At 73.8% G+C, this 23,600-nt stretch carries 23 protein-coding genes and 1 riboswitch; of the genes, 10 read left to right on the plus strand and 13 right to left on the minus strand.

Annotation, left to right across the window (positions count from 1 at the left end; all coding sequences use genetic code 11):
* Nucleotides 1–341: 341 nt before the first annotated feature.
* The 3 genes from WN71_RS37185 to WN71_RS37195 form a co-directional block, all read right to left on the minus strand.
* The gene (locus WN71_RS37185; RefSeq protein WP_046588346.1) at nucleotides 342–947 is read right to left on the minus strand and encodes a TetR/AcrR family transcriptional regulator; all 606 of its coding nucleotides are present in this window, start codon (nucleotides 945–947) and stop codon (nucleotides 342–344) included.
* Nucleotides 948–1,008: 61 nt separating this feature from the next.
* Nucleotides 1,009–1,518 (minus strand): flavin reductase family protein, encoded by a 510-nt coding sequence (locus tag WN71_RS37190; protein WP_240529896.1) that lies wholly within the window; start codon nucleotides 1,516–1,518, stop codon nucleotides 1,009–1,011.
* A 156-nt stretch (nucleotides 1,519–1,674) separates the two neighbouring features.
* Nucleotides 1,675–2,952, minus strand: a complete 1,278-nt coding sequence (locus WN71_RS37195; RefSeq protein ID WP_046588342.1) for an acyl-CoA dehydrogenase family protein — start codon at nucleotides 2,950–2,952, stop codon at nucleotides 1,675–1,677.
* A 152-nt stretch (nucleotides 2,953–3,104) separates the two neighbouring features.
* Here WN71_RS37195 and WN71_RS37200 point away from each other — a divergent pair, with 152 nt between their 5' ends.
* The gene (locus WN71_RS37200) at nucleotides 3,105–3,803 is read left to right on the plus strand and encodes a TetR/AcrR family transcriptional regulator (protein WP_052743111.1); all 699 of its coding nucleotides are present in this window, start codon (nucleotides 3,105–3,107) and stop codon (nucleotides 3,801–3,803) included.
* 69 nt (nucleotides 3,804–3,872) lie between these two features.
* Here WN71_RS37200 and WN71_RS37205 read toward each other — a convergent pair whose 3' ends face one another.
* The 8 genes from WN71_RS37205 to WN71_RS37245 form a co-directional block, all read right to left on the minus strand.
* Nucleotides 3,873–4,499 carry an NADPH-dependent FMN reductase gene (locus WN71_RS37205; RefSeq protein ID WP_240529897.1) on the minus strand — a complete coding sequence of 209 codons (627 nt, stop codon included), beginning with the start codon at nucleotides 4,497–4,499 and terminating at the stop codon, nucleotides 3,873–3,875.
* Between the two features lie 197 nt (nucleotides 4,500–4,696).
* Nucleotides 4,697–5,371 carry a GntR family transcriptional regulator gene (locus tag WN71_RS37210; protein ID WP_046588340.1) on the minus strand — a complete coding sequence of 225 codons (675 nt, stop codon included), beginning with the start codon at nucleotides 5,369–5,371 and terminating at the stop codon, nucleotides 4,697–4,699.
* An 82-nt stretch (nucleotides 5,372–5,453) separates the two neighbouring features.
* The gene (locus WN71_RS37215; RefSeq protein ID WP_046588334.1) at nucleotides 5,454–6,455 is read right to left on the minus strand and encodes a proline racemase family protein; all 1,002 of its coding nucleotides are present in this window, start codon (nucleotides 6,453–6,455) and stop codon (nucleotides 5,454–5,456) included.
* A 35-nt stretch (nucleotides 6,456–6,490) separates the two neighbouring features.
* On the minus strand, nucleotides 6,491–7,402 hold the full coding sequence (locus WN71_RS37220) for a dihydrodipicolinate synthase family protein (protein WP_046588333.1): 912 nt from the start codon (nucleotides 7,400–7,402) through the stop codon (nucleotides 6,491–6,493).
* Nucleotides 7,399–9,282, minus strand: a complete 1,884-nt coding sequence (locus tag WN71_RS43065) for a (2Fe-2S)-binding protein (RefSeq protein WP_240529898.1) — start codon at nucleotides 9,280–9,282, stop codon at nucleotides 7,399–7,401. Before WN71_RS43065 ends, WN71_RS37220 begins: the two co-directional genes overlap by 4 nt.
* Nucleotides 9,272–9,574 carry a (2Fe-2S)-binding protein gene (locus WN71_RS37235; RefSeq protein ID WP_046588332.1) on the minus strand — a complete coding sequence of 101 codons (303 nt, stop codon included), beginning with the start codon at nucleotides 9,572–9,574 and terminating at the stop codon, nucleotides 9,272–9,274. The genes WN71_RS43065 and WN71_RS37235 overlap by 11 nt, the downstream gene beginning before the upstream one ends.
* A gap of 25 nt (nucleotides 9,575–9,599) precedes the next feature.
* The gene (locus WN71_RS37240) at nucleotides 9,600–10,763 is read right to left on the minus strand and encodes an NAD(P)/FAD-dependent oxidoreductase (protein WP_046588330.1); all 1,164 of its coding nucleotides are present in this window, start codon (nucleotides 10,761–10,763) and stop codon (nucleotides 9,600–9,602) included.
* A 171-nt stretch (nucleotides 10,764–10,934) separates the two neighbouring features.
* The gene (locus WN71_RS37245; RefSeq protein ID WP_052743110.1) at nucleotides 10,935–11,210 is read right to left on the minus strand and encodes a hypothetical protein; all 276 of its coding nucleotides are present in this window, start codon (nucleotides 11,208–11,210) and stop codon (nucleotides 10,935–10,937) included.
* Between the two features lie 146 nt (nucleotides 11,211–11,356).
* Between WN71_RS37245 and WN71_RS37250 the strand changes: the two genes are divergently transcribed.
* The 8 genes from WN71_RS37250 to WN71_RS37280 all read left to right on the plus strand — a co-directional run bounded on the left by WN71_RS37250 (nucleotide 11,357) and on the right by WN71_RS37280 (nucleotide 19,507).
* Nucleotides 11,357–11,818 (plus strand): potassium channel family protein, encoded by a 462-nt coding sequence (locus WN71_RS37250; protein WP_046588465.1) that lies wholly within the window; start codon nucleotides 11,357–11,359, stop codon nucleotides 11,816–11,818.
* Between the two features lie 423 nt (nucleotides 11,819–12,241).
* The gene (locus WN71_RS37255; protein ID WP_046588329.1) at nucleotides 12,242–13,138 is read left to right on the plus strand and encodes a glutathione S-transferase C-terminal domain-containing protein; all 897 of its coding nucleotides are present in this window, start codon (nucleotides 12,242–12,244) and stop codon (nucleotides 13,136–13,138) included.
* 77 nt (nucleotides 13,139–13,215) lie between these two features.
* Nucleotides 13,216–13,324: riboswitch (SAM riboswitch) on the plus strand.
* 27 nt (nucleotides 13,325–13,351) lie between these two features.
* The gene (locus WN71_RS42120) at nucleotides 13,352–13,510 is read left to right on the plus strand and encodes a hypothetical protein (protein ID WP_167382997.1); all 159 of its coding nucleotides are present in this window, start codon (nucleotides 13,352–13,354) and stop codon (nucleotides 13,508–13,510) included.
* Between the two features lie 444 nt (nucleotides 13,511–13,954).
* Entirely contained in the window at nucleotides 13,955–14,935 is a 981-nt protein-coding gene (locus WN71_RS37260; RefSeq protein WP_046588327.1) for an amino acid ABC transporter permease, read from the plus strand.
* Nucleotides 14,932–15,726 (plus strand): amino acid ABC transporter ATP-binding protein, encoded by a 795-nt coding sequence (locus WN71_RS37265; protein WP_046588325.1) that lies wholly within the window; start codon nucleotides 14,932–14,934, stop codon nucleotides 15,724–15,726. The genes WN71_RS37260 and WN71_RS37265 overlap by 4 nt, the downstream gene beginning before the upstream one ends.
* A gap of 63 nt (nucleotides 15,727–15,789) precedes the next feature.
* Nucleotides 15,790–16,809 carry an ABC transporter substrate-binding protein gene (locus tag WN71_RS37270; protein WP_046588323.1) on the plus strand — a complete coding sequence of 340 codons (1,020 nt, stop codon included), beginning with the start codon at nucleotides 15,790–15,792 and terminating at the stop codon, nucleotides 16,807–16,809.
* A gap of 91 nt (nucleotides 16,810–16,900) precedes the next feature.
* A complete protein-coding gene (locus WN71_RS37275; protein ID WP_046588321.1) occupies nucleotides 16,901–18,109 on the plus strand; it encodes an LLM class flavin-dependent oxidoreductase in 1,209 nt (402 codons plus the stop codon).
* A gap of 21 nt (nucleotides 18,110–18,130) precedes the next feature.
* Nucleotides 18,131–19,507 (plus strand): NtaA/DmoA family FMN-dependent monooxygenase, encoded by a 1,377-nt coding sequence (locus WN71_RS37280; protein WP_046588319.1) that lies wholly within the window; start codon nucleotides 18,131–18,133, stop codon nucleotides 19,505–19,507.
* Nucleotides 19,508–19,690: 183 nt separating this feature from the next.
* On the opposite strand, the gene absR1 is transcribed toward WN71_RS37280, so the two are convergent.
* Nucleotides 19,691–20,776 carry a beta-glucuronidase AbsR1 gene (absR1, locus tag WN71_RS37285; protein WP_046588317.1) on the minus strand — a complete coding sequence of 362 codons (1,086 nt, stop codon included), beginning with the start codon at nucleotides 20,774–20,776 and terminating at the stop codon, nucleotides 19,691–19,693.
* Nucleotides 20,777–20,847: 71 nt separating this feature from the next.
* Between absR1 and WN71_RS37290 the strand changes: the two genes are divergently transcribed.
* Entirely contained in the window at nucleotides 20,848–22,953 is a 2,106-nt protein-coding gene (locus WN71_RS37290; RefSeq protein WP_046588315.1) for a helix-turn-helix transcriptional regulator, read from the plus strand.
* A 53-nt stretch (nucleotides 22,954–23,006) separates the two neighbouring features.
* Here the strand turns inward: WN71_RS37290 and WN71_RS37295 are convergent, their stop codons facing one another.
* Nucleotides 23,007–23,225: a hypothetical protein gene (locus tag WN71_RS37295; protein WP_046588313.1), complete on the minus strand. Its 219-nt coding sequence runs from the start codon at nucleotides 23,223–23,225 to the stop codon at nucleotides 23,007–23,009.
* Nucleotides 23,226–23,600 lie beyond the last annotated feature (375 nt).

Consider the following 23,600-nt stretch of genomic DNA (forward strand, 5'->3'; position numbering starts at 1 on the left):
GGGTGGGGGAGCGGCGGGGGTGTCGCGGTCATCGGAATCTCCGTGGCTACAAGATTTGAACTGTACGGATCAGTGCATTCGGTGGTTATGGGTGCGTGAGGGCCGGGAAGGCGGAGGGGCCGGGGCGGGGGGCCGGATTCGGGGTCGCGGCCCGGGTTCGGGTGTGGCGGCAAGGGGGCGCTGCGCGGTGCCGCCCGGGGGCGCGGCTCGCGGTGCCGGGCGAGTCCGCGCCGTCGCCGGGGCGGGTCTCCCGGAGCGTCACCGGAATTGATCGAAACGAAACATATCCGTTTCGCTGGAGAAGCTACGCCCTCCCCGGGGGGAGCGCAAGAGATGCGGAGTCAGGAGTGGTGTTCGGGTGCGCCCTCGGTCAGCGCGGGGACGAGCGTGGAGTCGATGAGGCCGACGAGGAACTCGCCGTCCGGGTACACGCCGTCGATGATGTGCCGTGACATCGCCACGGACATCATCATGTAGTGGCAGTAGCGCCGTGCCGGGTTGTCCGGCGCCATCTCGCCGCGTGCGACCGCGCGGTCCAGGATGCTGTCGATCATCACGCCCGCCGGTCCCGCGATCTCCTCGCGCATCACCCGGCCCACCTCATCGTTGCGGATGGCGGCATGGGCGAGCGCCGCGAGCAGTTCGGTCTCCTCCGACGCGATGTCGGGCAGGCGCCGGACGAGGGCGTGCAGGTCGCCGCGGAGCGAGCCGGTGTCGATGTCGAGCGGCGGTCCGGGACGGCGGCTGGTGAGCGCGGCGACGACCAGGCCCGCCTTGCCCTGCCACTGACGGTAGATCGTGGCGGTGCTGCACCGGGCGCGTGCGGCGAGCGTCGGCATGGACAGCCCCTGGTACCCCACCTCGCGGAGGAGTTCGAGGACCGCGTCGTAGATCTCGTGCTTGCGCTCCGCGGACAGGCGCTGCGTTGACCCCGTGGCAGACGCCATCGGCCGACCACCCCTTCTCGTCCGGGCTACGACGATACCGCTCGCCCGTTCGGGCGACCGGTCAGGCGGCGGGCCGTGCCGCCCGCTCCTGGCTCTCCAGCCGGCGGAAGCGGCTGCCGTGGAAGACCAGGGGCTCGGAGGCGGGCCGTGTCCACAGCCGGTCGATCTCCAGCAGCGCGATGCAGTGGTCGCCCGCCGGCACCTCGGCGCGCAGGGTGCAGGCGTACCAGGTGACGGCGCCGTGCAGAAACACCGCCCCGTCGTCGTCGGCCTCCCAGCCCGCCCCGGTGAACCGGTCCTGCTCCGGGCCGGCCAGCGCCCGGCACAGGGCTCCCTGGTCCTCGCCGAGCACGCTCAGTCCGAGCCGCGGCAGCTCCCGCAGCCGTGGCCAGGTCCTGGAGGAGAGTTGCAGGCACACCGACACCAGGGGCGGCTCCAGGGACACCGAGGTGAAGGAGGCCACCGCCAGGCCGGTCGGCCGGCCCTCGTCGGTCACGGCGCAGACGGCGGTCACCCCGCTGGGGAAGTTGCCGAACGCCTCCCGCAGCGTGCGGGCGTCCAGCGCGGCCACGGGATCGGGTCGCGGCGCGCGGTCTCCCGTCCCCGGTGAAGTGTGTGGGTGACTGGGCAAGGTCATCAGTCCTCTCTGGTACGGCGTGGGGGTCGTATCCGCGACGGCGCAGGGGTCGTACGGAATGCAGGGGTCGTACGGAATGGGGGGAGGGGCTCAGCCCACCTGGGGCACGCCGCCGGCGAACATCGGGAACGGGGGGAGGCCGAGTGCCTGGCGGCCGCTGAGCTCGGCCAGCGGGTCGAAGCGGATCGCCCCGTGGGTGGCCAGCACGCGAACGTCCCGGGCGAAGCGCTGCACCGGGTTCTTCAGGGCGACCGTGGAGGAGCCGAGGGTGAGCTGGAGCCGGTCGATGGCATCGGCGCACAGCCGCACCGCGTAGACGAGGTCCATGGTGATCTCGGACTCCTCGTCGGGGGTGAAGTCCGTGCCGGCCAGGGCGCGGCGGTCCACCTCGTCGGCGTGGCGCAGGATCGTGTTTCCGGCGAGGTTGACCATGGCCCGGGCGGTGCCCACGGCGACCTGGGCGGAGGGCATGTCGGCGACCCTGGGGTAGGGCAGGTTGAAGGGCCTGCGGGCCTTGGCCTGCTCGGTGAAGCACTCCAGGGTGCCGCGGGCCATGCCGAGGGCGATCGCGACATTGCTGAGGCAGGTGATCAGCATCAGCGCCCGGGTGCCGTTGCGGAAGCCGATGCCGGAGTAGCGCCGCTGCACGCTGTCCATGACCGCGGGGAAGTCGGCGATGTCGACGAAGCGGTGGTCGGGGACGAAGGCCTCCCCGTCGACGGTGACGCTGTTGCTGGACGTGCCCTGAAGGCCCATCACCTTCCAGTCGTCCAGGATCGTGAACTGTTCGCGCGACAGCACCGCCATGCCCCGGCGCGGGTCGCCGTCCGCGCCCTCGTGGCCGACGCCCACGACCGCCCAGGCGGCGTGCTTGCAGCCGCTGCCGAAGGCCCACTGTCCGGAGACCAGCCAGCCGCCGTCCGTCCGGCGGGCCGTCCCCACGCTGGTGGAGAACACCGAGGCGCCCACCGCGAGCGGGCCGATCCACGAGTCGATCTCCTTGAACACCTCGTCGACGGTCTGCTCGGGGAATCCGAGGAGGTTGCGGATGCCGCCGGCCACGAACACCGTCCAGGCCGCCGAGCCGTCGCCCTCGCCGAGCGCCGTGACGATCTCGACGGTGTCGCGGGCGCCGAGGGCGTGGCCGCCCAGCTCGACCGGCACGCAGATCTTGAAGACGCCTGCCTCGTGCATCGCCCGGAGGGTCTCGGGCGGCAGGGCGCCGAGGGCTTCGCCGGCCTGGGCGTCCGCGCGCAGCAGGGGGATCAGGGCGCGCGACGCGTCCCGGATGCGCCGGCCGGTGTCACTGAGGAACTCGGACTCGGTGGTGGTGCCGCTGCCGGTCGCGTGCGGGGGCTGATGGCTCATGGAGGGCTCCTTCGGGCGGGGAGGTGAGGGGGCGCCTGGTGCCGGATCTGACCTTTGGACTAAACCGTCCAGTTCAATTGGACCGTACGGTATAGTTCATCCGTTGGTCAATGGGGGCACAGTGACGGGTCAGGGTTTCGGAGAGGGGCGAGATGACCGAGCAGACGTATGTGCGGAAAGAGGCGCCGGGAAAGCGGGAGGCCGCGCTCGACGCGGCCGTCGAGCTGTTTCTGTCCGGCGGCTTCGACCGGACCACGATGGACGCCGTGGCGGCCCGCGCCGGCGTGTCCAAGACGACCGTCTACACCTACTTCGGCGACAAGTTCGGGCTCTTCCGTGCCGTGACCGAACGCGCCGGTGCCGCTCTGGACCTGGACCTCGACCGTGCGGTCCTCGCGTCCGCCGACGATCCCGAGGACCGGCTCGCCCACATCTTCTTCAAGGTCCTGGAGGCGACGAGCGCCCCGCAGTACCTGGCCTTCGTGCGGGTCATGGCCGCCGAGTCGTCCCGGTATCCCGAACTGGTCGACACCGTGAGCTCCTTGGGGGTGCCGCACGCCGTCGACGTGGTGGAGACGACCCTCCGTGAGGACGCGGTCCGGCACGGGTACACGCTGCCGGACCCGCAGGCGTACGCCGGGCTGTTCATCCGCATGGCGGCGGCCTCCGTCCAGATGGACGCGCTGCTGGCCCTGGGGGAGACCTACGGCGCGGTGTTCCTGCGGGAGTTGGCCCGCTGGACGGCGGTCGTCTTCCTGCGGTCCCTGCGCAACGGGGAGGCCGGGCCGCTGCCCAGGGTTCCCGAGGGCGCCGGGGGTGTCTTCTCCTGGGGGCCGCGCGTGTCCCCCTGACCGGTCCGGGTTCCGTCGTGTGGCGAGGCGTCGCGTGGCGTGGCGCGGCGGCCGTGCGCCCGCTGCCGGTCAGGGGGTCCCGGGCGGCGGCGTGTTCGCGGACGGGGGGCCGGGCAGCGGCGGCGGGGGAGGGGGCGGAGCCGTCCGGAGCGGGTGGAGCGCGTCCGCCCAGCGGGCGAGTTCGGAGAGCATCGGTGCGAGGGACCCCGCGACCGGCGGGGGCGGGGTGAACTCCCCGTCCTTCATGTGCTGCATCACGAACGGGACCGCGACCGCCTCGGGTATCGGCATCATGCGCACGGTCGTGACGATCTGCTTCATCACCTGCACGGAGCGCAGGCCGCCCGCGATGCCGCCGTAGCTGACGAAGCCCACCGGGGCGTACATCCACTCGTTGTGGAGGTAGTTCACGGCGTTCAACAGGCTCGCCGAGGGGCCGTAGTTGTACTCCGGGGTCACGAAGACGAAGGCGTCCGCCTCCTTGATCTTCGCGCTCCACCGCCGGGTGTGCTCGTGTGCGTAGCGGCCGGCCCGGGGGTGGCCGGGTTCGTCGAGCAACGGCAGGCCGTAGTCGACGAGATCGACCAGTTCCACCTCGAAGTCGCCCTGCTTCGCCGCGGCTTCGGCGGCCCACCGGGCCACGGGCAACGCCAGCCGGCCCGGCCGGGTGCTGCCCGCGATGATCTGGAGTTTCACGGTGTCATCCCTGCTTCTCATGCCATGCGTCGATGGCGTACTGAGTGGTGCGAGATGTTTGGACTGTACCGTGCAGTGCAATGGCTCTGTCAAGGCGCTGCCGGGTCTGTCAAGGCGCTGCCGGGGAAGGGGCGGGAGCCGAGAGGCGGGGAGTGGAGACGGTGGGCGTGGAGTAGGTGGGCGGGGGCAGCCGTGCGTCAGGCGCGGGCCGCCCACAGGCCGCGGACATGGCCCAGATGCCGGGTGATGACCTCGCGTACGGACTCCTCGTCGCGTGCCAGCAGGGCGTCGAGGAGTTCGAGGTGCTCCTCCGCCGACGCCCGCAGCCGGCCCGCGTCGGCCAGCGCGGTCAGGCCGTAGAGCCGGGAACGGCGCCGCAGGTCCCGTACCACCTCCACGAGATGCCCGTTGCCGGACAGGGTGAGCAGGCCCAGATGGAAGCTCAGGTCGGCCTCCACGTAAGCGATGAGGTCGCCCGCCTCGGCGGCCCGCACGATCTCCTCGGCGGCCGGGCGCAGCGCCCGCAGCGCGGGCGGGGCGGCCGTGGCGGTGAGCGCCACCGTCGTGGGGATCTCGATCAGCGCGCGGACGTGCGTGTACTCGTCGAGCTGCCGCTCGGACACCGCCGTGACCCGGAAGCCCTTGTTGGGCACCGTGTCGACCAGTCCCTCCTTGGCCAGGTCGAGCATCGCCTCGCGCACCGGGGTCGCGGAGATGCCGAACCGGGTGGCGAGACCGGGCGCCGAGTACACCTCGCCGGGCCGCAGCTCGCCGGTGATCAGCGCGGCCCGCAGCGCGTCCGCGACGCGCTCCCGGTAGCTGGGCTTGCGACCACCCAGCACGGGCAGGGCGGGGGGATGCTGCGCGACCATGATCGAGGTCCTCCTGAGGGGTCACGGACATTATCGACCGTACGAACGAGACGGCGGCCGTGCCGTGACAGCCGGTTGCCCGCTACAGGACGAATCCCGCCGGGAACGGGTCCCGGGGGTCCAGCAGGTACTGGGCCGTGCCCGTGATCCAGGCGCGGCCGGTGAAGCTGGGCAGCACCGCCGGGACCCCGGCGACCTCTGTGGTGCCGAGCAGCCGCCCGGTGAACCGGGTGCCGATGAAGGACTCGTTCACGAACTCGGTGCGCAGCGGCAGTTCGCCGCGCGCGTGCAGCTGCGCCATGCGCGCGCTGGTGCCCGTGCCGCAGGGGGATCGGTCGAACCAGCCCGGATGGATCACCATCGCGTGCCGTGAGCGGCGCGCGGTCGCACCGGGCGCGTACAGGTGCACGTGGTGACAGCCCCGGATGGTCGGGTCCTCGGGATGGACCGGCTCGTCCGAAGCGCCGATCGCCTCCATCAGCGCGAGGCCCGCCGCGAGGATGTCGTCCTTGCGGGCCCGGTCGAAGGGCAGTCCGAACCGCTCCAGCGGTGCGATGGCGTAGAAGTTGCCGCCGTAGGCGAGGTCGTACGTCACCCGTCGCCCGTCCGGCAGCGTCGCCTCGCGGTCCAGGGCGACGGTGAAGGAGGGGACGTTGTGCAGGGTGACGGCGGTCGCCGCGCCGTCCTCGACGGCGACCTCGGCGACCACGACGCCCGCCGGGGTGTCCAGGCGGATGGTGGTGACCGGCTCGACGACCGGCACCATCCCGGTCTCGACGAGCACGGTCGCCACGCCGATCGTGCCGTGCCCGCACATCGGCAGATAGCCCGACACCTCGATGTAGACGACGCCCCAGTCGCAGTCGGGGCGGGTCGGCGGCTGGAGCAGCGCGCCGCTCATCGCCGCGTGCCCGCGCGGCTCGTTCATCAGCAACTGCTTGACGTCGTCGCGGTGTTCGCGGAACCACAGGCGGCGCTCGTTCATCGTCGAGCCCGGGATCGTGCCGATCCCGCCGGTGATCACGCGGGTCGGCATCCCCTCCGTGTGCGAGTCGACGGCGTGCAGGACGAGCTTGCTGCGCATGTCGGTCCCCTTCTGCGAGGCGTTCGGTTCCGGGTCTACGCGAGGCCGGTCGCCAGGACCTTCCCGGTCGCCGCGCGCACGGCCGCCCCCTGCTCGGGCAGCAACGGCATCCGGGGCGGCCGCACCGGACCGCCGTGGCGGCCCACCAGATCCATCGACAACTTGATCGCCTGCACGAACTCCACCCGGCTGTCCCAGCGCAGCAGTGGGTGCAACTGCCGGTACAGGGCGGTCGCGGTGGCCGGATCGCCGTCGGTGGCGGCCCGGTACAGCGCGACGCACGCGGACGGCAGGGCGTTGGGGTATCCGGCGATCCAGCCCTTCGCCCCGGCGACCGCCAGTTCCAGCAGTACGTCGTCCGCGCCCGCCAAGAGGTCCAGTTCCGGGGCGAGTTCGGCGATGCGGTAGGCGCGGCGCACATCGCCGGAGAACTCCTTGACGGCGTGCACAAGACCCTCGCCGTGCAGCCGCGCGAGCAGTTCCGGCACCAGGTCGACCTTGGTGTCGATCGGATTGTTGTACGCCACCACCGGCAGCCCCGCCCGTGCCACCTCGGCGTAGTGGGCGAGCACCGAACGCTCGTTGGCGCGGTAGGAGTTGGGCGGCAGCAGCATCACCGCGGCGCAGCCGGCCGCGCGGGCCTGCTCGGCCCAGCGGCGGGCCTCGGCCGAGCCGTACGCGGCGACCCCGGGCATCACCCGCGCGCCGCCGACGGCGGCCACGGCGGTCTCGACGACCCGTGCCCGCTCCTCGGGCGTGAGCACCTGGTACTCACCGAGCGAGCCGTTCGGTACGACGCCGTCGCAGCCGCTCGCGACCAGCCAGGCGCAGTGCTCGGCGTACCGGTCGTGGTCGACGGACAGGTCGTCGCGGAGGGGGAGGGCGGTGGCGACGAGGACTCCGTGCCAGGGGCGGGTGCGGGTGCGGGGGTGGGGGCTCTCGGTCATGGGGCTCCTTCCTCGGGTCGTTCTTCGTGTGCGGGTGAGTGGGGGCTGGTCGCGCAGTTCCCCGCGCCCCTGGGAGGCCGCGCCGAGGGCCCGTCAGGGGCGAGGGGAACCGCGCGATCGGGTGGGGGCCCGGGATCGGCGGGGGCCGCGGCGGGAGCCGGTTCCTCGCCGGGAGGGGGTTCCTCGGCGGGGTGGCGGGCGAGTACGCCGAGCGGCACCGGGCGGGCGAACGGGATGCCGCCCGGGGCGGGTTCGCAGCCGGCGACGCCCGCGACGCCGTACCGGCAGATCCGGCCCTGGCACCAGCCCATCCCGGCCCGCGTCAGCAGTTTCACGGTGCGCAGGTCGCGCACCTCACCGAGCAGCGCGGCGGCGTCCCGTACCGCCCCGGCGGTGACCTCCTCACAGCGGCAGACCACCGTGTCGTCGGTGACCTGCTCCGTCCAACCGGCGGGCGGCGCGTACGCGTCGTCGAGCGCGGCGGCGAACCGCCGCTGCCGGGCACGGAGTCGGGCCGCCGCGACCCAGGACGCGGGGTCGGGTTCCCGGCCGTGCAGTCGCGCCGCGATCGAGCGGCCCGCGATCTCCCCCTCCGCCAGGGCGAGTTCGGCGCCGCCGACGCCCGTGGTCTCGCCCGCGGCCCACACCCCGGGCGTGCTGGTGCGCTGTTCGGCGTCGACCTGCACGGCCGCGCCGTCCAGGCGGCAGCCCAGCGGTCCCGCCAGGTCGGTGTGCGGGATCAGGCCGTGGCCGACGGCCAACGTGTCGCAGGGGATCCGGCGTTCGGTGCCGGGGCGGACGCGGCCGTGGTCGTCCAGGGCGGCGACGGTGACGGCGGTGAGACGGTCGGGACGCGGTCCGCCGCCGAAGCCGCGCCCACCGCCCGCGCTGCTCGAGCCGCCCGCGGGGTGCTCGCCGTCCCTGCTGTCCCCGCCACCCCTATGGTCCCCGCCACCCGGGGGCCGCTTCCCGTCCCTGCGGCCCTCGCCGCCCGAGGGTCGCTCTTGGTCTGTGCCGCCTCTGCTGCTCGTGGGTTGTTCTCGGTCCGGGTCGCTTCCGCTGCTCGTGGGGCGCTCCCCGTCCGGGTCGCCTCCGCTGTCCCCGAGACGCTCCCCGGTCGGGGCGGCCCCGAGCTGCCCCCCATCCGCGCCATGCGCCGCCACGACCGTGTGCCGTGTGTGCACCCGTACTCCGTGGCGCAGCAGCCGCAGTGCGTAGGCGGCGCCCTCGGCGAGCTTCGCCGGTTCGGCGGCGAGGGCCCCGGGGTGCCGCAGGAACGCGCGAGGGTCCGCGGACTCCACGAGCGCGGCGACCCGGGCGCCCGCCGCGGCCAGCGCGGTCGCGACGGGCAGCAGCAGCGGCCCCGTGCCGGCGACCACCGCGCTGCGGCCGGGCAGCACCAGACCGCCCTTGAGCAGCGCCTGCGCGCCGCCCGCCGTGACGACACCGGGCAACGTCCAGCCGGGGAACGGCAGCACCTTCTCGTAGCCGCCCGTGGCCAGCAGGACGCCGTCGGCCCGGACCGCCACGCCCTCCTCCTGGCCGGGGCCGAGCAGGGCGTGCACCGTGAAGCCCTTGTCCTCGGACTCCCGCTCCACATACCAGACATGATGATCCGTCAGGTGAGTGATACGGCCCGCCGCCACCTGCTCGGACAGCTCCCCGCGCAGCCGCTGCCAGGTGCCGCGGCCGTGGTGCAGGGCCCGCGGGAGCCGGGCCCCGAGCGCGGCGGCGGGCTGCCGGTGGAACTGTCCGCCCGCCTGCGCGGCCGCGTCGACGAGGGTGACCCGTACGCCCCCGGCGGCGGCCGCCAGGGCGGCGGCGAGGCCCGCGGGCCCCGCGCCGATCACCGCGAGCCGGGGCGTCCGGTCACGTGTCATCGTGGCCCGTCCCCTCCTGGGTGCGGATGGTGTCGCCCGGCCGCGCCACGACCAGGCAGGCGCGTTGCCCGGGGCGGCCGTTGACGGTCACCAGGCAGTCGAAGCACACGCCGATGCCGCAGAACACCCCGCGCGGCCGGCCGCCGACGCGCGTGGTCCGCCACGACGTCACGCCCGCGGCCCACAGCACGGCGGCGATCGTCCGGCCGGGCAGGGCCTCGATCTCCCGGCCGTCGAACGTGACCGTGAACGCGGGCTCCGGGCGGGCCCGCGCCAGCCTCAGCGGGTCCATGCGCCCCGCCCCCACGAGTCCCTGGTCATCCCGTCACGGCCTCCTCCGGTTTCTCGAAGCGCTCCGGGCGAAACGGCGTCAGGTCGATCTCCGGTGCCAGGCCCGTCAGCACCCGCGCGAGCGCGTGGCCGGTGCCGGTGGCGAGCCCGATCCCCGCGCCCTCGTGCCCGCAGGCGTGGAACAGGCCGGGCGCGCGCGGGTCGGGGCCGATCGCGGGCAGATGGTCCGGCAGGTAGGGCCGGAAGCCCAAGTAGCCGCGCAGCGCGCGTACGTGTTCCAGGAACGGGAACAGCCGGGTCGCCCCGGCCGCCAGGGCGCGCGCGACCGGCAGCGAGAACGACCGGTCGAAGCCGACCCGTTCGCGGCTCGCGCCGATCAACACCGGCCCCGCGGCGGTGCCTTCGACGACCGGCGAGGTCTGGAGCGCCGCCGAGTCGCTCGCCACGTCGGCCACGTAGTCGGCGGCGTACACCTTGTGCCGTACCAGGCGTGGCAGCGGCTCGGTGACCAGGACGAAGCCGCGTCGGGGGAGTACGGGCAGGTGCACCCCGGCGAGCGCGGCCAGCTCGCCGCCCCAGGTGCCGGCGGCGTTCACCACGGCCGGGGCGTGGAGGTCGCCGCGGTCGGTCCGCACCCCCGCGACCGCGCCGCCGGGGCCGCGCAGCACCCCGGTCACCGTGTGCCCGGCGAGCAGCCGCGCGCCGGAGGACCGGACCAGGCGGGCGGCGGCCAGGGCGGGCATGACCTGGGCGTCCTGCGGATAGAGCACCCCGCCCGCCATGCCCGGCGCGAGGTGCGGCTCCAGTTCGGCGAGCCGGTCCGGGGCGAGGGCGACCGCCTCGACCCCCGCGGCGCGCTGCCCGGCGGCGAAGCCCGTCAGCGCGGTGAGGGCGTCCGCCGTGTCCGCGACCACGACCCCGCCCTTGGCCTCGTACTCGATCGACGCCCCGAACTCGTCCGCCAGGTCCGTCCACAGGCGGGCCGACAGCAGGGCGAGGTCCAGTTCGGGGCCGGGTTCCTTGTCGGAGACGAGCAGATTGCCCTCGCCCGCGCCGGTCGTGCCGCCGGCCACCGGGCCGCGGTCCACGAGGGTGACGTCGAGGCCCGCCCGAGCCGCGTACAGGGCACATGCCGCACCCGCCATGCCGGCTCCGACGACCACGACATCGCAGGTCAGTCGCTTCCCCACGGCAGTAATATGTCACATGGCACACCGGGTGGGAAGGGTGCCGCACGGGGTCCGGGGCGTCCCGTCACGGGGTCCGTGGGTGTGCCGTCACGGGTCGCGCACGGGGTGGCGCCTGGTCGTTCGGTCCCGTACAGAGGCGTCCGCGGCGGCCCCGTCGTCGTACGGACCGGCTCACGCGTCCGGCGCGGCGACCCGCACCCGGCGGCTTCCGCAGCGGGCGCAGACCGCGTCGGACAGCGGTGTGCGCATCGCGCGTCCCGCCTCGTCGACGTACTCCTGCGGGCCGGGGCCGGGGCCGGCCGGGTCCGCGGTCGGGTCGGTCACGAACACCACCCGGAAGGTGGCCTCCCAGGCGTTGCCGCAGTCACGGCACCGGAACGCGAACGTCTCGGGCACCGCGTCCGGCGGCGCCCCGCCGTACGCCTCCGGTCGCCCACCGTCCGTCATGTGCGGGGCCGCCTTCCCGGATGTGCCGTTCCCTTTCTCCAGGCCACGCCCTGCCGCCCCGCGCGGCAACTCGAACGCCCCGTCCGGCGTGCCCGGACCCGCCCCCGCCGCGACACTTGGCCCATGCCGGGGCCGAAGGGGTGATCATGCTGCCGGGCTTCTTCACCAGGGCGGTCGAGATCCTGCTCGGCCGCGACGGCCGCTCGCTGCATCTGAAGGCGGCGGGTGCGGCGACGGCCGTCCTCGTGGCGGTCATGGTCCTGGGCTCCTGGGCGGTGGTCGCCGCCGAGGACGGAGCGCACCGCGCGACCATCACGTCGTACCCCCTGGCGCTGTGGTGGTCCGTCGAGACCGCGACCACCGTGGGCTACGGCGACCTGTATCCGGTGACGCCGTGGGGGCGGGTCGTGGCCGTGGTGGTGATGGTGGTCGGCATCACGACGTACGGCATGGTGACGGCGGCGCTGGCCACCTGGTTCGTGGGCCGGGAGCAGAAGCGGCGGGAGCGCGCGCACCGGCTGCGCGAGGAGACCCGCGCGCTGCACGAGCGCTTCGACCGGCTGGAGCGGCTGCTGACGACGGGCGGCCGGGGGACCGGCCCGAGCTGAGCCGGGTCTCCGGCCGCCCTTTCGGACTCTCCGATGTCCCAGGCGTGGACGCCCCCTTGACGCGGCTCGCGCGCGGATCGACACTCCAGGTGGGAATCCTAGTGAACAGGTAGGGAAGAGCATGGGGCGCCTCCAGCCGGTCACCAGCGCAGTGCATGGCACGCCGTGGCCGTCGCCCCTTCTGACCACCCGCCGACACATCGACCTGCTGCGTGTGTGCAGCGCGATCAGGCCCCTGGGCTGAGCCCCGCGCGTCCCCGGGCGAACCTCGGCCGGCGGTGTCCCGTGGACACCGTCCTCTCGGCGCGCGCTCCTCAGCATCCGTCCGCCCACCCGGCTCCGGAACCGCCCAACCCCCCAACCCAGCCGCCACCCTGTCGCAACCGCCGCGCGCCCACCCGCGCGCCCACCCCGGGGAGACACATGTCCGTCCTGCCCATCGCCGCCCACCCGTCCGCGCAGCCCCATCCGGCGTTCCGCGGCCGCATCGGGTGCGACGCCCGCAGCGGCCACTACGCCGTGCCGGGCCGCTACCGCCTGCACCTGTCGACGTCCTGTCCGGGCGGCCTGCGCATCGCCGTCGCCCACAGCCTGCTGGAACTGTCCGCCACCTGCCCGGTGACCGTCCTGCCCGCTGTCCCCGACGGCCCGGACGGCGGTCACACGGCGCTGCTCCCGCTGTACGAGGCGACCGCCCACCGCCACCCCGGGCCCGCCCTCGGCCCCGTGCTCAGCGACGACTGGTCGGGCCGGATCGTCAGCACCCACGCCCCCGACATCATGCGCGACCTGGCCCGGCGCTTCGGCGGTGACCGCCTCGCGCTGTACCCGTGCGGTGCCGAGTCGGAACTCGACGCCGTCGAGCGGATGTGCGCGACGGGCATCGAGGACGCCGCCCAGCGCGCCGGGGACGCCGACACCGGACCCGAGGAGCGTGCCGCGGCCCTCGACCGGCTCTTCGAGACGCTGGGCGCCCTGGAGCGCTGGCTCGACGGGCGGACGTACATGATCCGCGATCAGATCACCGCTGCCGACGTCGAGTTGTGGGTCTCGCTCGTCCAACTGGACACCGTGCACCGCAATCACCTCGACGCCGCGGCCGTCCACCGCCTCGCCGCGCATCCCGTGCTGTGGTCGTACGCGCGCCGTCTGGCCGCCCGTCCGGCGTTCGGCGGCCATCTCGACCTCGACGGCATCGCCCGCCGCCACCACGCCCGTTGCAAGGGCCTGGAGGCGGCCGGCGCCGCCGTCCAGATCCTGGACTGGGCGGCGCACGCCGCGGACACCGACACCACCCCCGCCCAGGTGGACAGGTACTGAACGCGCCTCCCCGCGTTCCACCCATTGGACCGGCGTTGACTTCCTTCCGGCCAACTGGCTTACTTACGACCCAGAACGGTCATGAGTGTCAGCGACAAGCCCTGGCTCGCTGGCCGGCAACCCTCGCGCCGCGGTGGGGTGCCCCAGGTGACGACCGGACCGGAGACATCTCGGTAAGCGCGAAGGCCCCTCGTGGGCCCGCAGAGTGAACAGGTGACGGACATGTACGCAGCGCTCAGGACGGCGAACCGCCGCTCCCGCCGCTGCGTACGGCCGTCCCTGGAGCCCCTGGTCGCCGACCGGGCCGTCGATCTGCTCCGCGTCAACAGCGCACTGTGTACCGCACCGGGCCGCGCCCGCTGTCGGGTCTGACCACCCGATTCCGCGCCCGGGCCCGCGTCCGGGTCTGACCGGTTCCGTACCCGGCCCCGCCTCGAGGGCCGGTTCGATCCCCGGCCGGCTCGCCGCCGGGTCCCACCGGAATCCGTGTCCGGCCCGCGCCCGGGTCCGCCCGGACATCCCGGTTCAGGCCCACTGCCGGGGCTGACCGGACATCCGTGTCCAGGCCCGTCGGGGCCGACCGGACATCCGTGTTCAGGCCCGTCGGGGCCGAGCGGAGCTCCCGTTCGGCACCCGTGGCCCGAACTCGCCGCGTCCCGCCCGCGTTCCTGACGCACACCGCCCGAGCGGTGTGCCGTACTCCGCCCAGCTCCCGGTTCCCGTGTGCTCCCGTACGCCGCCGCGCCGTGCCCCCGTGCCGTCGCCGTGGCGGGCGCGCGCCGTGCCCCGGGGCCATCGACTCAGCCGGAGCCCGCCATGAGTGAACCCCCAGGCGCCGTAGTGTCGCTCGTCGACGCACCGGCCGCCGAGCCCCCGTCCAGGCCGCTCACCGCCCAGCGGGTGCTGCCCCTGCGCAGGCCCGGACGCTGGGCCGTGACCGCCGTCGTGGTGGTGCTCGTCGCCCAGATCGTCCACGGCCTCGCCACCAACCCCTTCTACCAGTGGGACCGCTTCCGCTACTGGTTCCTGCGCCCGACCATCCTCGACGGCCTCGGCATCACCCTCGAAGTCGCCGCCCTGAGCGCGGTGTTGGGCCTGCTCGGCGGGATCGTCCTCGCGCTCGGCCGGCTCTCCGGCAGCCCCGTGCTGCGCGCCGTCAGCTGGACCTACACCTGGCTGTTCCGCTCCGTGCCGCTGATCGTCGTGCTGATCTTCCTCTACAACTTCAGCGCCCTGTACAAGACGGTGAGCCTGGGCATCCCCTTCGGCCCGTCGTTCATCTCCTTCGACGAGTCGAAACTCGCCACCGACATGGCCGTCGCCGTCGTCGGCCTCAGCCTCAACGAGGCCGCCTACGCCGCCGAAGTGGTCCGCGGCGGCATCCTCTCCGTCGACCAGGGCCAGCACGAGGCGGCCTCCGCGCTCGGCCTGCCGGGGGGCTACCAGTTCACCCGCATCGTCTTCCCGCAGGCGCTGCGCTCCATCACCCCGAACTACGTCAACCAGCTGATCGGCCTCATCAAGAGCACCTCGCTGGTGTTCTACGTGTCGCTGCTCGACCTGTTCGGCTCCGTGCAGTCCATGGGCAGCACCTACCCCGGCGACATCGTGCCGCTGCTGCTCGTCGCCACCGTCTGGTACCTGATCCTCACCAGCGTGGTGTCCGTCGTCCAGTTCTACGTCGAGCGGTACTTCGCCCGGGGCGCCACCCGCACCCTGCCGCCGACACCGTTGCAGAAGGCGCGGGCCGCCCTGGCCGACCTGCGCACCCGGCTGCGCAGGGAGGCCGCCGTATGACCGCCACCGCCCCGGCCCTCGACAAGACCGCGCCCGCCGCGGTCGAGGTCCACGACGTCCACAAGTGGTACGGCGCCCATCGCGTCCTCGACGGCATCGACCTGACCGTCCGCCCCGGCGAGGTCACCGTGATCCTCGGCCCGTCCGGCTCCGGCAAGTCGACGCTGCTCCGCGTCATCAACCACCTGGAGAAGCCCGAGATCGGCTACGTCAGCGTCAACGGCGAGCTGATCGGCGTGAAGCGGCAGGGCGAGCGGCTCAAGGAGCTGAGCGAGCGGGCCATCCTCGCCCAGCGCAGCCACATCGGCTTCGTCTTCCAGAACTTCAACCTCTTCCCGCACCTGACCGTCCTCGACAACGTCGCCGCCGCGCCCGTCGCCACCGGCCGGCTCGCCAAGCCGGAGGCGCTGCGGCTCGCCCGCGACCTGCTCGACCGGGTCGGGCTCGCCGACAAGGCCGACGCCTATCCACGGCAGTTGTCCGGCGGTCAGCAGCAACGCGTCGCCATCGCCCGCGCGTTGGCGCTGCGCCCCGGGATCATCCTCTTCGACGAGCCGACCTCGGCGCTCGACCCCGAACTCGTGGGCGAGGTGCTCTCCGTCATCAAGGACCTGGCGACCAGCGGCACCACGCTCGTCATCGTCACCCACGAGATCGGATTCGCCCGCGAGGTCGCCGACCGCGTCGTCTTCATCGACGCCGGACGGATCGTCGAACAGGGCCCACCGCACGAGGTGCTGGACCGGCCCCGCCACGAACGGACCCGGGACTTCCTCAGCAAGGTCCTCTGAGGCCTGCCCCTCGTACCTCTTCTCCACTCTCTCCACCCGCACCTCAGCGAGACAAGGAAAGCCATGCGCACCCACATCTCCCGACGCAGCCTGATCCGCGGCATCACCGCGGCGACCGCGGTCGCCGCCCTCGCCTCCGGACTCGCCGCCTGCGGTGGCGACAGCGAGGCCGCCACCACGACCGACGCCGCCGGGACGGTGAGCATCGGCAAGAACTCCAACGGCGCCGCCACCCCCGTCACCCTGAAGGTGTCCGAGGTGAAGTCCATCAGCGCCGAACTACCGGCCGCCGTACGCAAAAGAGGCACGCTGAAGATAGCCGTCGGCGCGCTGCCGGACGGCTTCCCGCCGCTCGCCTTCATCGGCGACGACCAGAAGACCCTCACCGGCTCCGAGCCCGACCTGGCCCGGCTGGTCGCCGCCGTCCTCGGCCTCAAGCCCGAAGTGTCCAACTACACCTGGGAGAACATGTTCGTCGGCGTCGACAGCGGCAAGGCCGATGTCGCCCTCGCCAACGTCACCGACACCGAGGAACGCAAGCAGAAGTACGACTTCGCCTCCTACCGCCAGGACAACGTCGGCTTCGAGGTGCTGAAGAAGAGCACCTGGAACTTCGACGACAACTACGAGAACCTCGCGGGCAAGACGATCGCCGTCGACAACGGCACCAACCAGGAGAAGATCCTGCTGGAGTGGCAGACCAAGCTGAAGAAGGAGGGCAAGTCCCTCACCGTCAAGCACTTCGCCAGCAAGAACGCCACGTACCTGGCCCTGACCGGCGGGCGCATCGACGCCTACTTCAACGCCAACCCCGGCCTCGCCTACCACGAGAAGCAGACGGCGAGTTCACCGAACCCGACCCGCAGCGCCGGCACGTACTCCGGCGCCGGGGCCACCCTCCAGGGCCTGATCGCCGCCACCACCAAGAAGGACAGCGGCCTCGCCAAGCCCATCGCGGACGCCATCAACCACCTGATCGCGAACGGGCAGTACGCCAAGTGGCTCAAGGCGTACAACCTCTCCAACGAGGCCGTCGCGAAGTCCGAGGTCAACCCGCCCGGCCTGCCCCTCGACAACTCCTGACCACACCGGGACATCAGCGCACCGTCGCCGCGCCCGCCGCACCCGCGGCGGGCCGGCGATCCCGTACGGACCCCCAGGAAGGCACCGACTCGTGTCCTCGACCTCCGCATCCCCGCTGCATCTCGCCGTAGCCCTGGACGGCACCGGCTGGCACCCCGCCTCCTGGCGCGAGCCGGCCGCCCGTCCCAAGGAGTTGTTCACCGCCGCCTACTGGGCCGCACTCGTCGCCGAGGCCGAACACGGCCTGCTCGACTTCGTCACCTTCGAGGACGGCCTCGGCCTCCAGTCCACCCGCTACGACGCCCCCGACGGCCGCACCGACCAGGTCCGCGGCCGCCTCGACGCCGTCCTGACCGCCTCCCGCGTCGCCCCCCTGACCCGGCACATCGGGCTGGTGCCGACCGTGATCGCCACCCACACCGAGCCGTTCCACCTCTCCAAGGCCATCGCCACCCTCGACTACGTCAGCTCCGGCCGCGCCGGACTGCGCGTGCAGATCAGCGGCCGGCCCTACGAGGCCGACCACTTCGGCCGCCGCACCCTGTCCCCGCTCACCTTCGCCGAACTGCGCGGCCCCGCCGGACAGGCGCAGGTCACCGAACTCTTCGACGAGGCCGCCGACTACGTCGAGGTGATCCGCCGGCTCTGGGACAGCTGGGAGGACGACGCCGAGATCCGTGACGTCGCCACCGGACGCTTCATCGACCGCGACAAGCTGCACTACATCGACTTCGAGGGTGGCCACTTCAGCGTCAAGGGCCCGTCGATCACCCCGCGCCCGCCGCAGGGCCAGCCGCTCGTCACCGCCCTCGCCCACCAGACCGTGCCCTACCGGCTGGTGGCCCGCCAGGCCGACCTCGGCTACGTCACCCCGCACGACGCGGACGACGCCCGCCGAATCGTCGCGGAGGTCCGCGCCGAGCAGGAGCAGGCCGGCCGCTCCGCCGAACCGCTGCACCTCTTCGGCGACCTGGTGGTCTTCCTCGACGACGACCAGGCCGCGGCGGAGGACCGGCGCGCCCGCCTGGACGAGCTCGCGGGCGAACCCTACGTCAGCGACGCCCGGACCTTCGCCGGTACACCCGCACAACTCGCCGACCTCCTGCAGGAGTTCGCGGAGGCCGGGCTGACCGGATTCCGGCTGCGCCCCGCGGTCGCCGCACACGACCTGCCCGCCGTCAGCCGCCGCCTGGTCCCCGAACTCCAGCGCCGCGGCGCCTTCCGCACCGCCTACGAGGCCGACACCCTGCGCGGCCTGCTGGGCCTTGCCCGCCCCGCCAACCGCTACTCCGCCGCCTGAGCCGGAAGGCCGATCACTCCCATGAGCAGCAAGCCGCTGAAGCAGATCCATCTGGCCGCCCACTTCCCGGGCGTCAACAACACCACCGTGTGGAGCGACCCCGAGGCCGGCAGCCACATCGAGTTCAGCTCCTTCGCCCACTTCGCGCGGACCGCCGAACGCGCCAAGTTCGACTTCCTGTTCCTCGCCGAGGGGCTGCGCCTGCGCGAACAGGGTGGACACATCTACGACCTGGACGTGGTCGGACGGCCCGACACCTTCACGATCCTGGCCGCGCTGGCCGCCGTCACCGAGCACCTCGGCCTGGCCGGCACCATCAACTCCACCTTCAACGAGCCCTACGAGGTGGCCCGCCAGTTCGCCAGCCTCGACCACCTCTCCGGCGGCCGCTCCGCCTGGAACGTCGTCACCTCCTGGGACGCCTTCACCGGCGAGAACTTCCGCCGCGGCGGCTTCCTGCCGCAGGAGGAGCGCTACTCCCGGGCCAAGGAGTTCCTCGCCACGGCCGGTGAACTCCTCGACGCCTGGCACGGGGACGAGATCGTCGCCGACCAGGCGAGCGGGGTGTTCCTGCGCGACGCCAAGGCCGGCTCCTTCGTCCACACCGGACAGCACTTCGACATCCACGGCCAGTTCGACGTGCCGCGCTCCCCGCAGGGCCGCCCCGTGATCTTCCAGGCCGGCGACTCCGAGGAGGGCCGCGAGTTCGCCGCGGCCGGTGCCGACGCCATCTTCAGCCGGTACGCCGCCCTCGACACCGGCCAGGCGTTCTACGCCGACGTCAAGGGGCGCCTCGCCAAGTACGGCCGTCGGTCCGACCAGTTGCTGATCCTGCCCGCCGCGACCTTCGTGCTCGGCGACACGGACGCCGACGCCGAGGAGCGGGCCCGGCACGTGCGCCGCGCCCAGGTCAGCGGGGCCACCGCGCTCAAGCACCTGGAGTTCGTCTGGAACCGGGACCTGTCCTCCTACGACCCCGAAGGACCGCTGCCGGACGTCGACCCGGACGTCGGCGACGACCACATCTCCAAGGGCCGCGCCCAGGTCCGGATGTACCGGGACCCGCTGGCCACCGCCCGCGAGTGGCGCGAACTCGCCGCGGCCAACAACTGGTCCATCCGCGACCTGGTCATCCACACCGGCAACCGGCAGACCTTCGTGGGCTCCCCGGCGACCGTCGCACGGACCATCAACGAGTTCGTCCAGGCCGACGCGAGCGACGGGTTCATCCTCGTCCCGCACATCACCCCGGGCGGCCTCGACGAGTTCGCCGACACGGTGGTGCCGCTCCTCCAGGAGCAGGGCGTCTTCCGTACCGAGTACGAGGGTCCGACCCTGCGTCACCACCTGGGGCTCGCCCACCCGGACGACGAGCGGGCGGAGCGGGCGGCGTCGTAGGACAGACCGGGCTCATGCGGTGACCGCGGCGGCCGGGCACGTCACCTTCGGGGGCGAGCGATCGGTCCGGCCGTCAGACCGCGGCGGCCGGGCACGTCTCCCTCCCCCGAAGGTGACGTGCCCGGCCCTTTCCCCCGGCGCCGGACCGTGGTTGCGGTGTCCCGGCGGTGCGGTCGTGTGCCGTCACCAGCACATGACCGCCGTCTCTCCCGTGCCCCACGCGGAGTACAGGCGCACCCGGACGGCATAGCGCCGCCCCTTCACGAGGCGCACCCGGACCGTGGCGTTGCGCGGTGTCCCCCCGTCGTCCTCGCCCGCGAGATAGCGCGGTTCGCCGCCGCGCTCCTCGAAGACCACCACGACGGCGTCGCTCGCCCCGAACGTGCCGACGCGGTACTCGCGGGTCTCCGGCGGATCGACGTCGAAGTCGGCCTGCCCGCCCGGGGCCAGCCGCAGCGCGGCCGAGCGGAACGGCACCAGGGCGCCCGGCCGCGCCGCCCCGGCCGGCGGGTACCAGCGCAGGGCGAACTCCCGGTCCGCGGGCGAGAGCGCCCCGGGCGGATGGAGCCCCCCGCGGTACTGCTCCGGCTCCAGGATCAGCCCCGGCCCGAACGGGTAGTGCATGACCGAATGCGGGTCCCAGACGCCGCCGTTGACCTCGTCAGGGTCCAGCTTTCGCAGGATGTTGACGTAGGTGGTGTCCCGGCTCCAGAAGTGCGGCGGACCGGCCAGGTCGGCGTAGACCGCCTCGTCGTCCCAGTGGATGCCGGCGAGCGGGCTCTGGTGCTCGTGCGACATGCCGAGCGCGTGCCCGATCTCGTGCAGCGCCGTGCCCCGCTGCCCCGGCGCGGTGAGGTCCCAGCCGAAGTTCATGGTGCGCTCGTTCAGGCCGACGGCCAGCGCGTCCCGGCCCACCGCCGACCAGGAGCCGGCGCCGTGCTGGAAACCGATGCGCAGCTCGGCCTCCGACCGGTCGGCGACCTCGGTGAAGGACACCCCGATCCCGAGGCGCTGCCACTCCTCGAAGCACTCGCGCACGACGTCCCGTTGCTCCTTGGCCCCCGCCCAGGACACCCGCCGGGTCTGCCCGGTCCCCGGGACGGGGATCACCGACGCGTCGGAGTCCGCGTCGAGGAAGCAGTAGTGCAGGACCGTGCCGTTGACCCACATCTGCCGCCCGCCGACGAGCGCGCTCAGCCGCTGCGCGGCCAGCCCCGGCGCGTACGGCGGGTCCGGCTGCTGCGCGAGCGAGCAGTAGCGGGCGGTCATGCGCCCAGCCTGGCCCCAGCGCGCGGCCGGACACCTGAGTCGGGGGGTACTCAAGTCACCCTGTATCAGGCATGAGTAACCGTGCTCTAGTTTCCGTGACGACTTTCGCGCGGGACCCGAAGGCCCTCGAACCGCCCTGGCAGTTCACCGGTCGCGACGACGAACTGGAGCTGGTGCGGCGCTCCTTGACCGGCGGCCGCGCCGGGGCGGTGGTCACCGGGCCGGCCGGCTGCGGCCGGACCCGGCTGGTCGTCGAGGCCGTCCGCGGCATCGACCATGTCCGGGTGACCGGCACACCCGGCACCCGCGGTCCGGCCTTCGCGGCCTTCGCGCACCTCCTGCCCGAGCCGGTGACCCTGCACCGCGCGCTGCACCTGTTGTCCGACGTGCGACTGCTGGTCGTCGACGACGCCCATCTGCTGGACGACGCCTCCGCCGCACTCGTGCACCAGCTCGCCGTGCAGGGCCGGACCCGGCTGCTGGTGACCGCCGTCGACGGGCCGCGCGTCCCGGACGCGGTGTCCAGGCTGTGGACCGGCGACCTGCTGCCCCGGCTGGTGCTGGCGCCGCTGCCCCACGAGGCGGTCGCCCAGCTGCTCGGCGCGGGTGCCGGGAGCGGGCCCGATCCGCTCACCGTGACGCGCCTGTACCGCCTGTGCCGGGGCGATCTGCGGCTGCTGCGCGAGCTGTCGGGCGCGGTGCGCGAACGCGGCGCGCGCACCCGGCTGCCCGACAGCGGCGAGTGGGCCTGGCGCGGGCCCGTCCCCGTCACCACCGCCGTCCGCGAACGCGCCGCCGCCGTGCTGGACCGCACCGGGGCCGGGGAACGCGTCGCGCTCGAACGGCTCGCGTTCGCCGAGCCGTTGTCGCTCTCGCCGGACGAGGACGGCCTCGACCTGGCCATCCTCGAGCGCCTGGAGGCGGACGGCTGCGTCCACGCCGACGAGCACGGCCGGGTCCGGCTCGCGCACCCCCTCTACGGGCCGGTGCTGCGGGCCCTGGCCGGGCGGCTGCGGGCCGGGCGCCTGTCCCGCGCCCCCGGGCATCGCGCCGCCGCCCTGGAGCGGGAGACCGCCGCGCTGCGGTACCGGATCGCCGAGGCCGACGTACACGACGGGTCCGCGCCGCTCGGGGAGTGGCTCGTCGCGGAGGGGGTGCCGGTCCCGGCCGAACACGCGGCTGTGCGCGCCGCGTTCGCCCGACTGCGGGGCGAGCTGCGCGAGGCGGCCGCCTGGGCCCGCGAGGGCCTGCGCACCGCTCCCGGAGACCGCGCGTGCCGCGTGGAACTCGCGTTGGCCGTCACGCAGTCGGGGGCGGGGGAGGGTCGCACGGGCGAGGCCCAGGCGCCGGTCGAGGCGACGGGGTCGGTCGAGGCGCCCCGGATCGCCGGAACCCCTGCGGCCGCGGCGACCCGGCCCACCGCCCGACGCGGGGAGGCCGAGGGTGCCGTGCGGCCTGGCGGAGGGCGCGGGGAGGTCGGGGGTGGCTCGCGGCCCGGCGGCGGGCGGCGTGAGACCGAGGGCGTCCTACGGCCTGGCGGCGAGTGCGGTCAGGCCGGGGGCACCGCCGGCCCGCAGGCCACCCCCGGCCTCACCACGCCCACCGCCAGGCCGCACGGCACCCAGTGTGGTGAGACCGAGGGCGCCCGGGCGGCCGTCGCGGCCGTTGGCCGGACCCCGGGCGTGCCGGCCGGCTACGACGCCGTACGGCTGGGGCGTGCCGAGCGGGGCGCGCTGCCCGGTGACGGGGTGTTCGCGCGCCACGCGGACGCGCTCGCCCGCCGTGACGGGCCCGCCCTCGACCGGGCGGCCGAGGCGCTGGAGGAGCGCGGGTTCCTGCTCTTCGCGGCCGAGGCGTACGCCCAGGCCGTCGGCGCGCACCGCGACCCGCGGGCCGCCAGGGTCTCCCGCACCCGGGCCATGGCGCTCGCTCGCCGCTGCCAGGGTGCCCGCACGCCGGCCCTGAACGGCCTCGTCCTCGGCGAACTCACCGCACGCCAGCGGCAGATCGTCACGCTGGCCGCCGCCGGGCTGAGCAACCGCGAGATCGCGGAGCGGCTCACGCTGTCCGTGCGCACCGTCGGCAACCATCTCTACGGCGCCTACACCCGCCTCGGGGCGGGCGACCGGGGCGCGTTGCCGTGGCTCGTGGAGCTCCCGGCGGCCGAGCCGGCCTGACCGGGGCGTCGACGGGGCGCGGCCGTCGGGATCGGCCCGGCGGCCGCGTGCGCTCACTCCTTGCCGGTCCACTCCATGGGGCCGCCGCCCAGCCACTCGATGAGATGGGGGTCGTCCACGGCGGTGTCGTGGGCGGGCAGGCCCGCGCCGTGCACGAGCTCCATCACGTCGAACAGGCTGTACGCGATGCCCGCGCGCTTGCCTTTGATCGTCACCTCGCGCCCGCCGTCCGGGGACGGCGGATGGACGACCACCGGGGGCCGCTTCTCCATGGCACCACCATGCGCCTGTCCGGCGGATCGCGCAGCTCGACCGGGCCGAACGGGCTCGCCGCCGCTGGGCGCGGGTGTGCGTCCGCGGGCCGGTGGGGGCTGGTCGCGCAGTTCCCCGCGCCCCTGGGTGAGCCTGCCCGCCCCACCCTGCGGGGGCGCGAGGAATTGCGCGATCGGCCACGACGGGCCCGCACGGGGGCAGGAGGTCGAGTCCCCGTCCGCGGGCCGGTGGGGGCCTGTCGCGCAGTTCCCCGCGCCCCTCAGGGGGCTGGGGTGGGCCCACCCCAGGGGCGCGGGGAACTGCGCGATCGGGCACGACGGGCCCGCGCGGGGCCACTGGGGGCGTGTCCCTTCAGGGGCGCGGGGAACTGCGCG

The sequence above is a fragment of the Streptomyces mangrovisoli genome (genome assembly GCF_000974985.2).
Taxonomy (GTDB): Bacteria; Actinomycetota; Actinomycetes; order Streptomycetales; family Streptomycetaceae; genus Streptomyces; species Streptomyces mangrovisoli.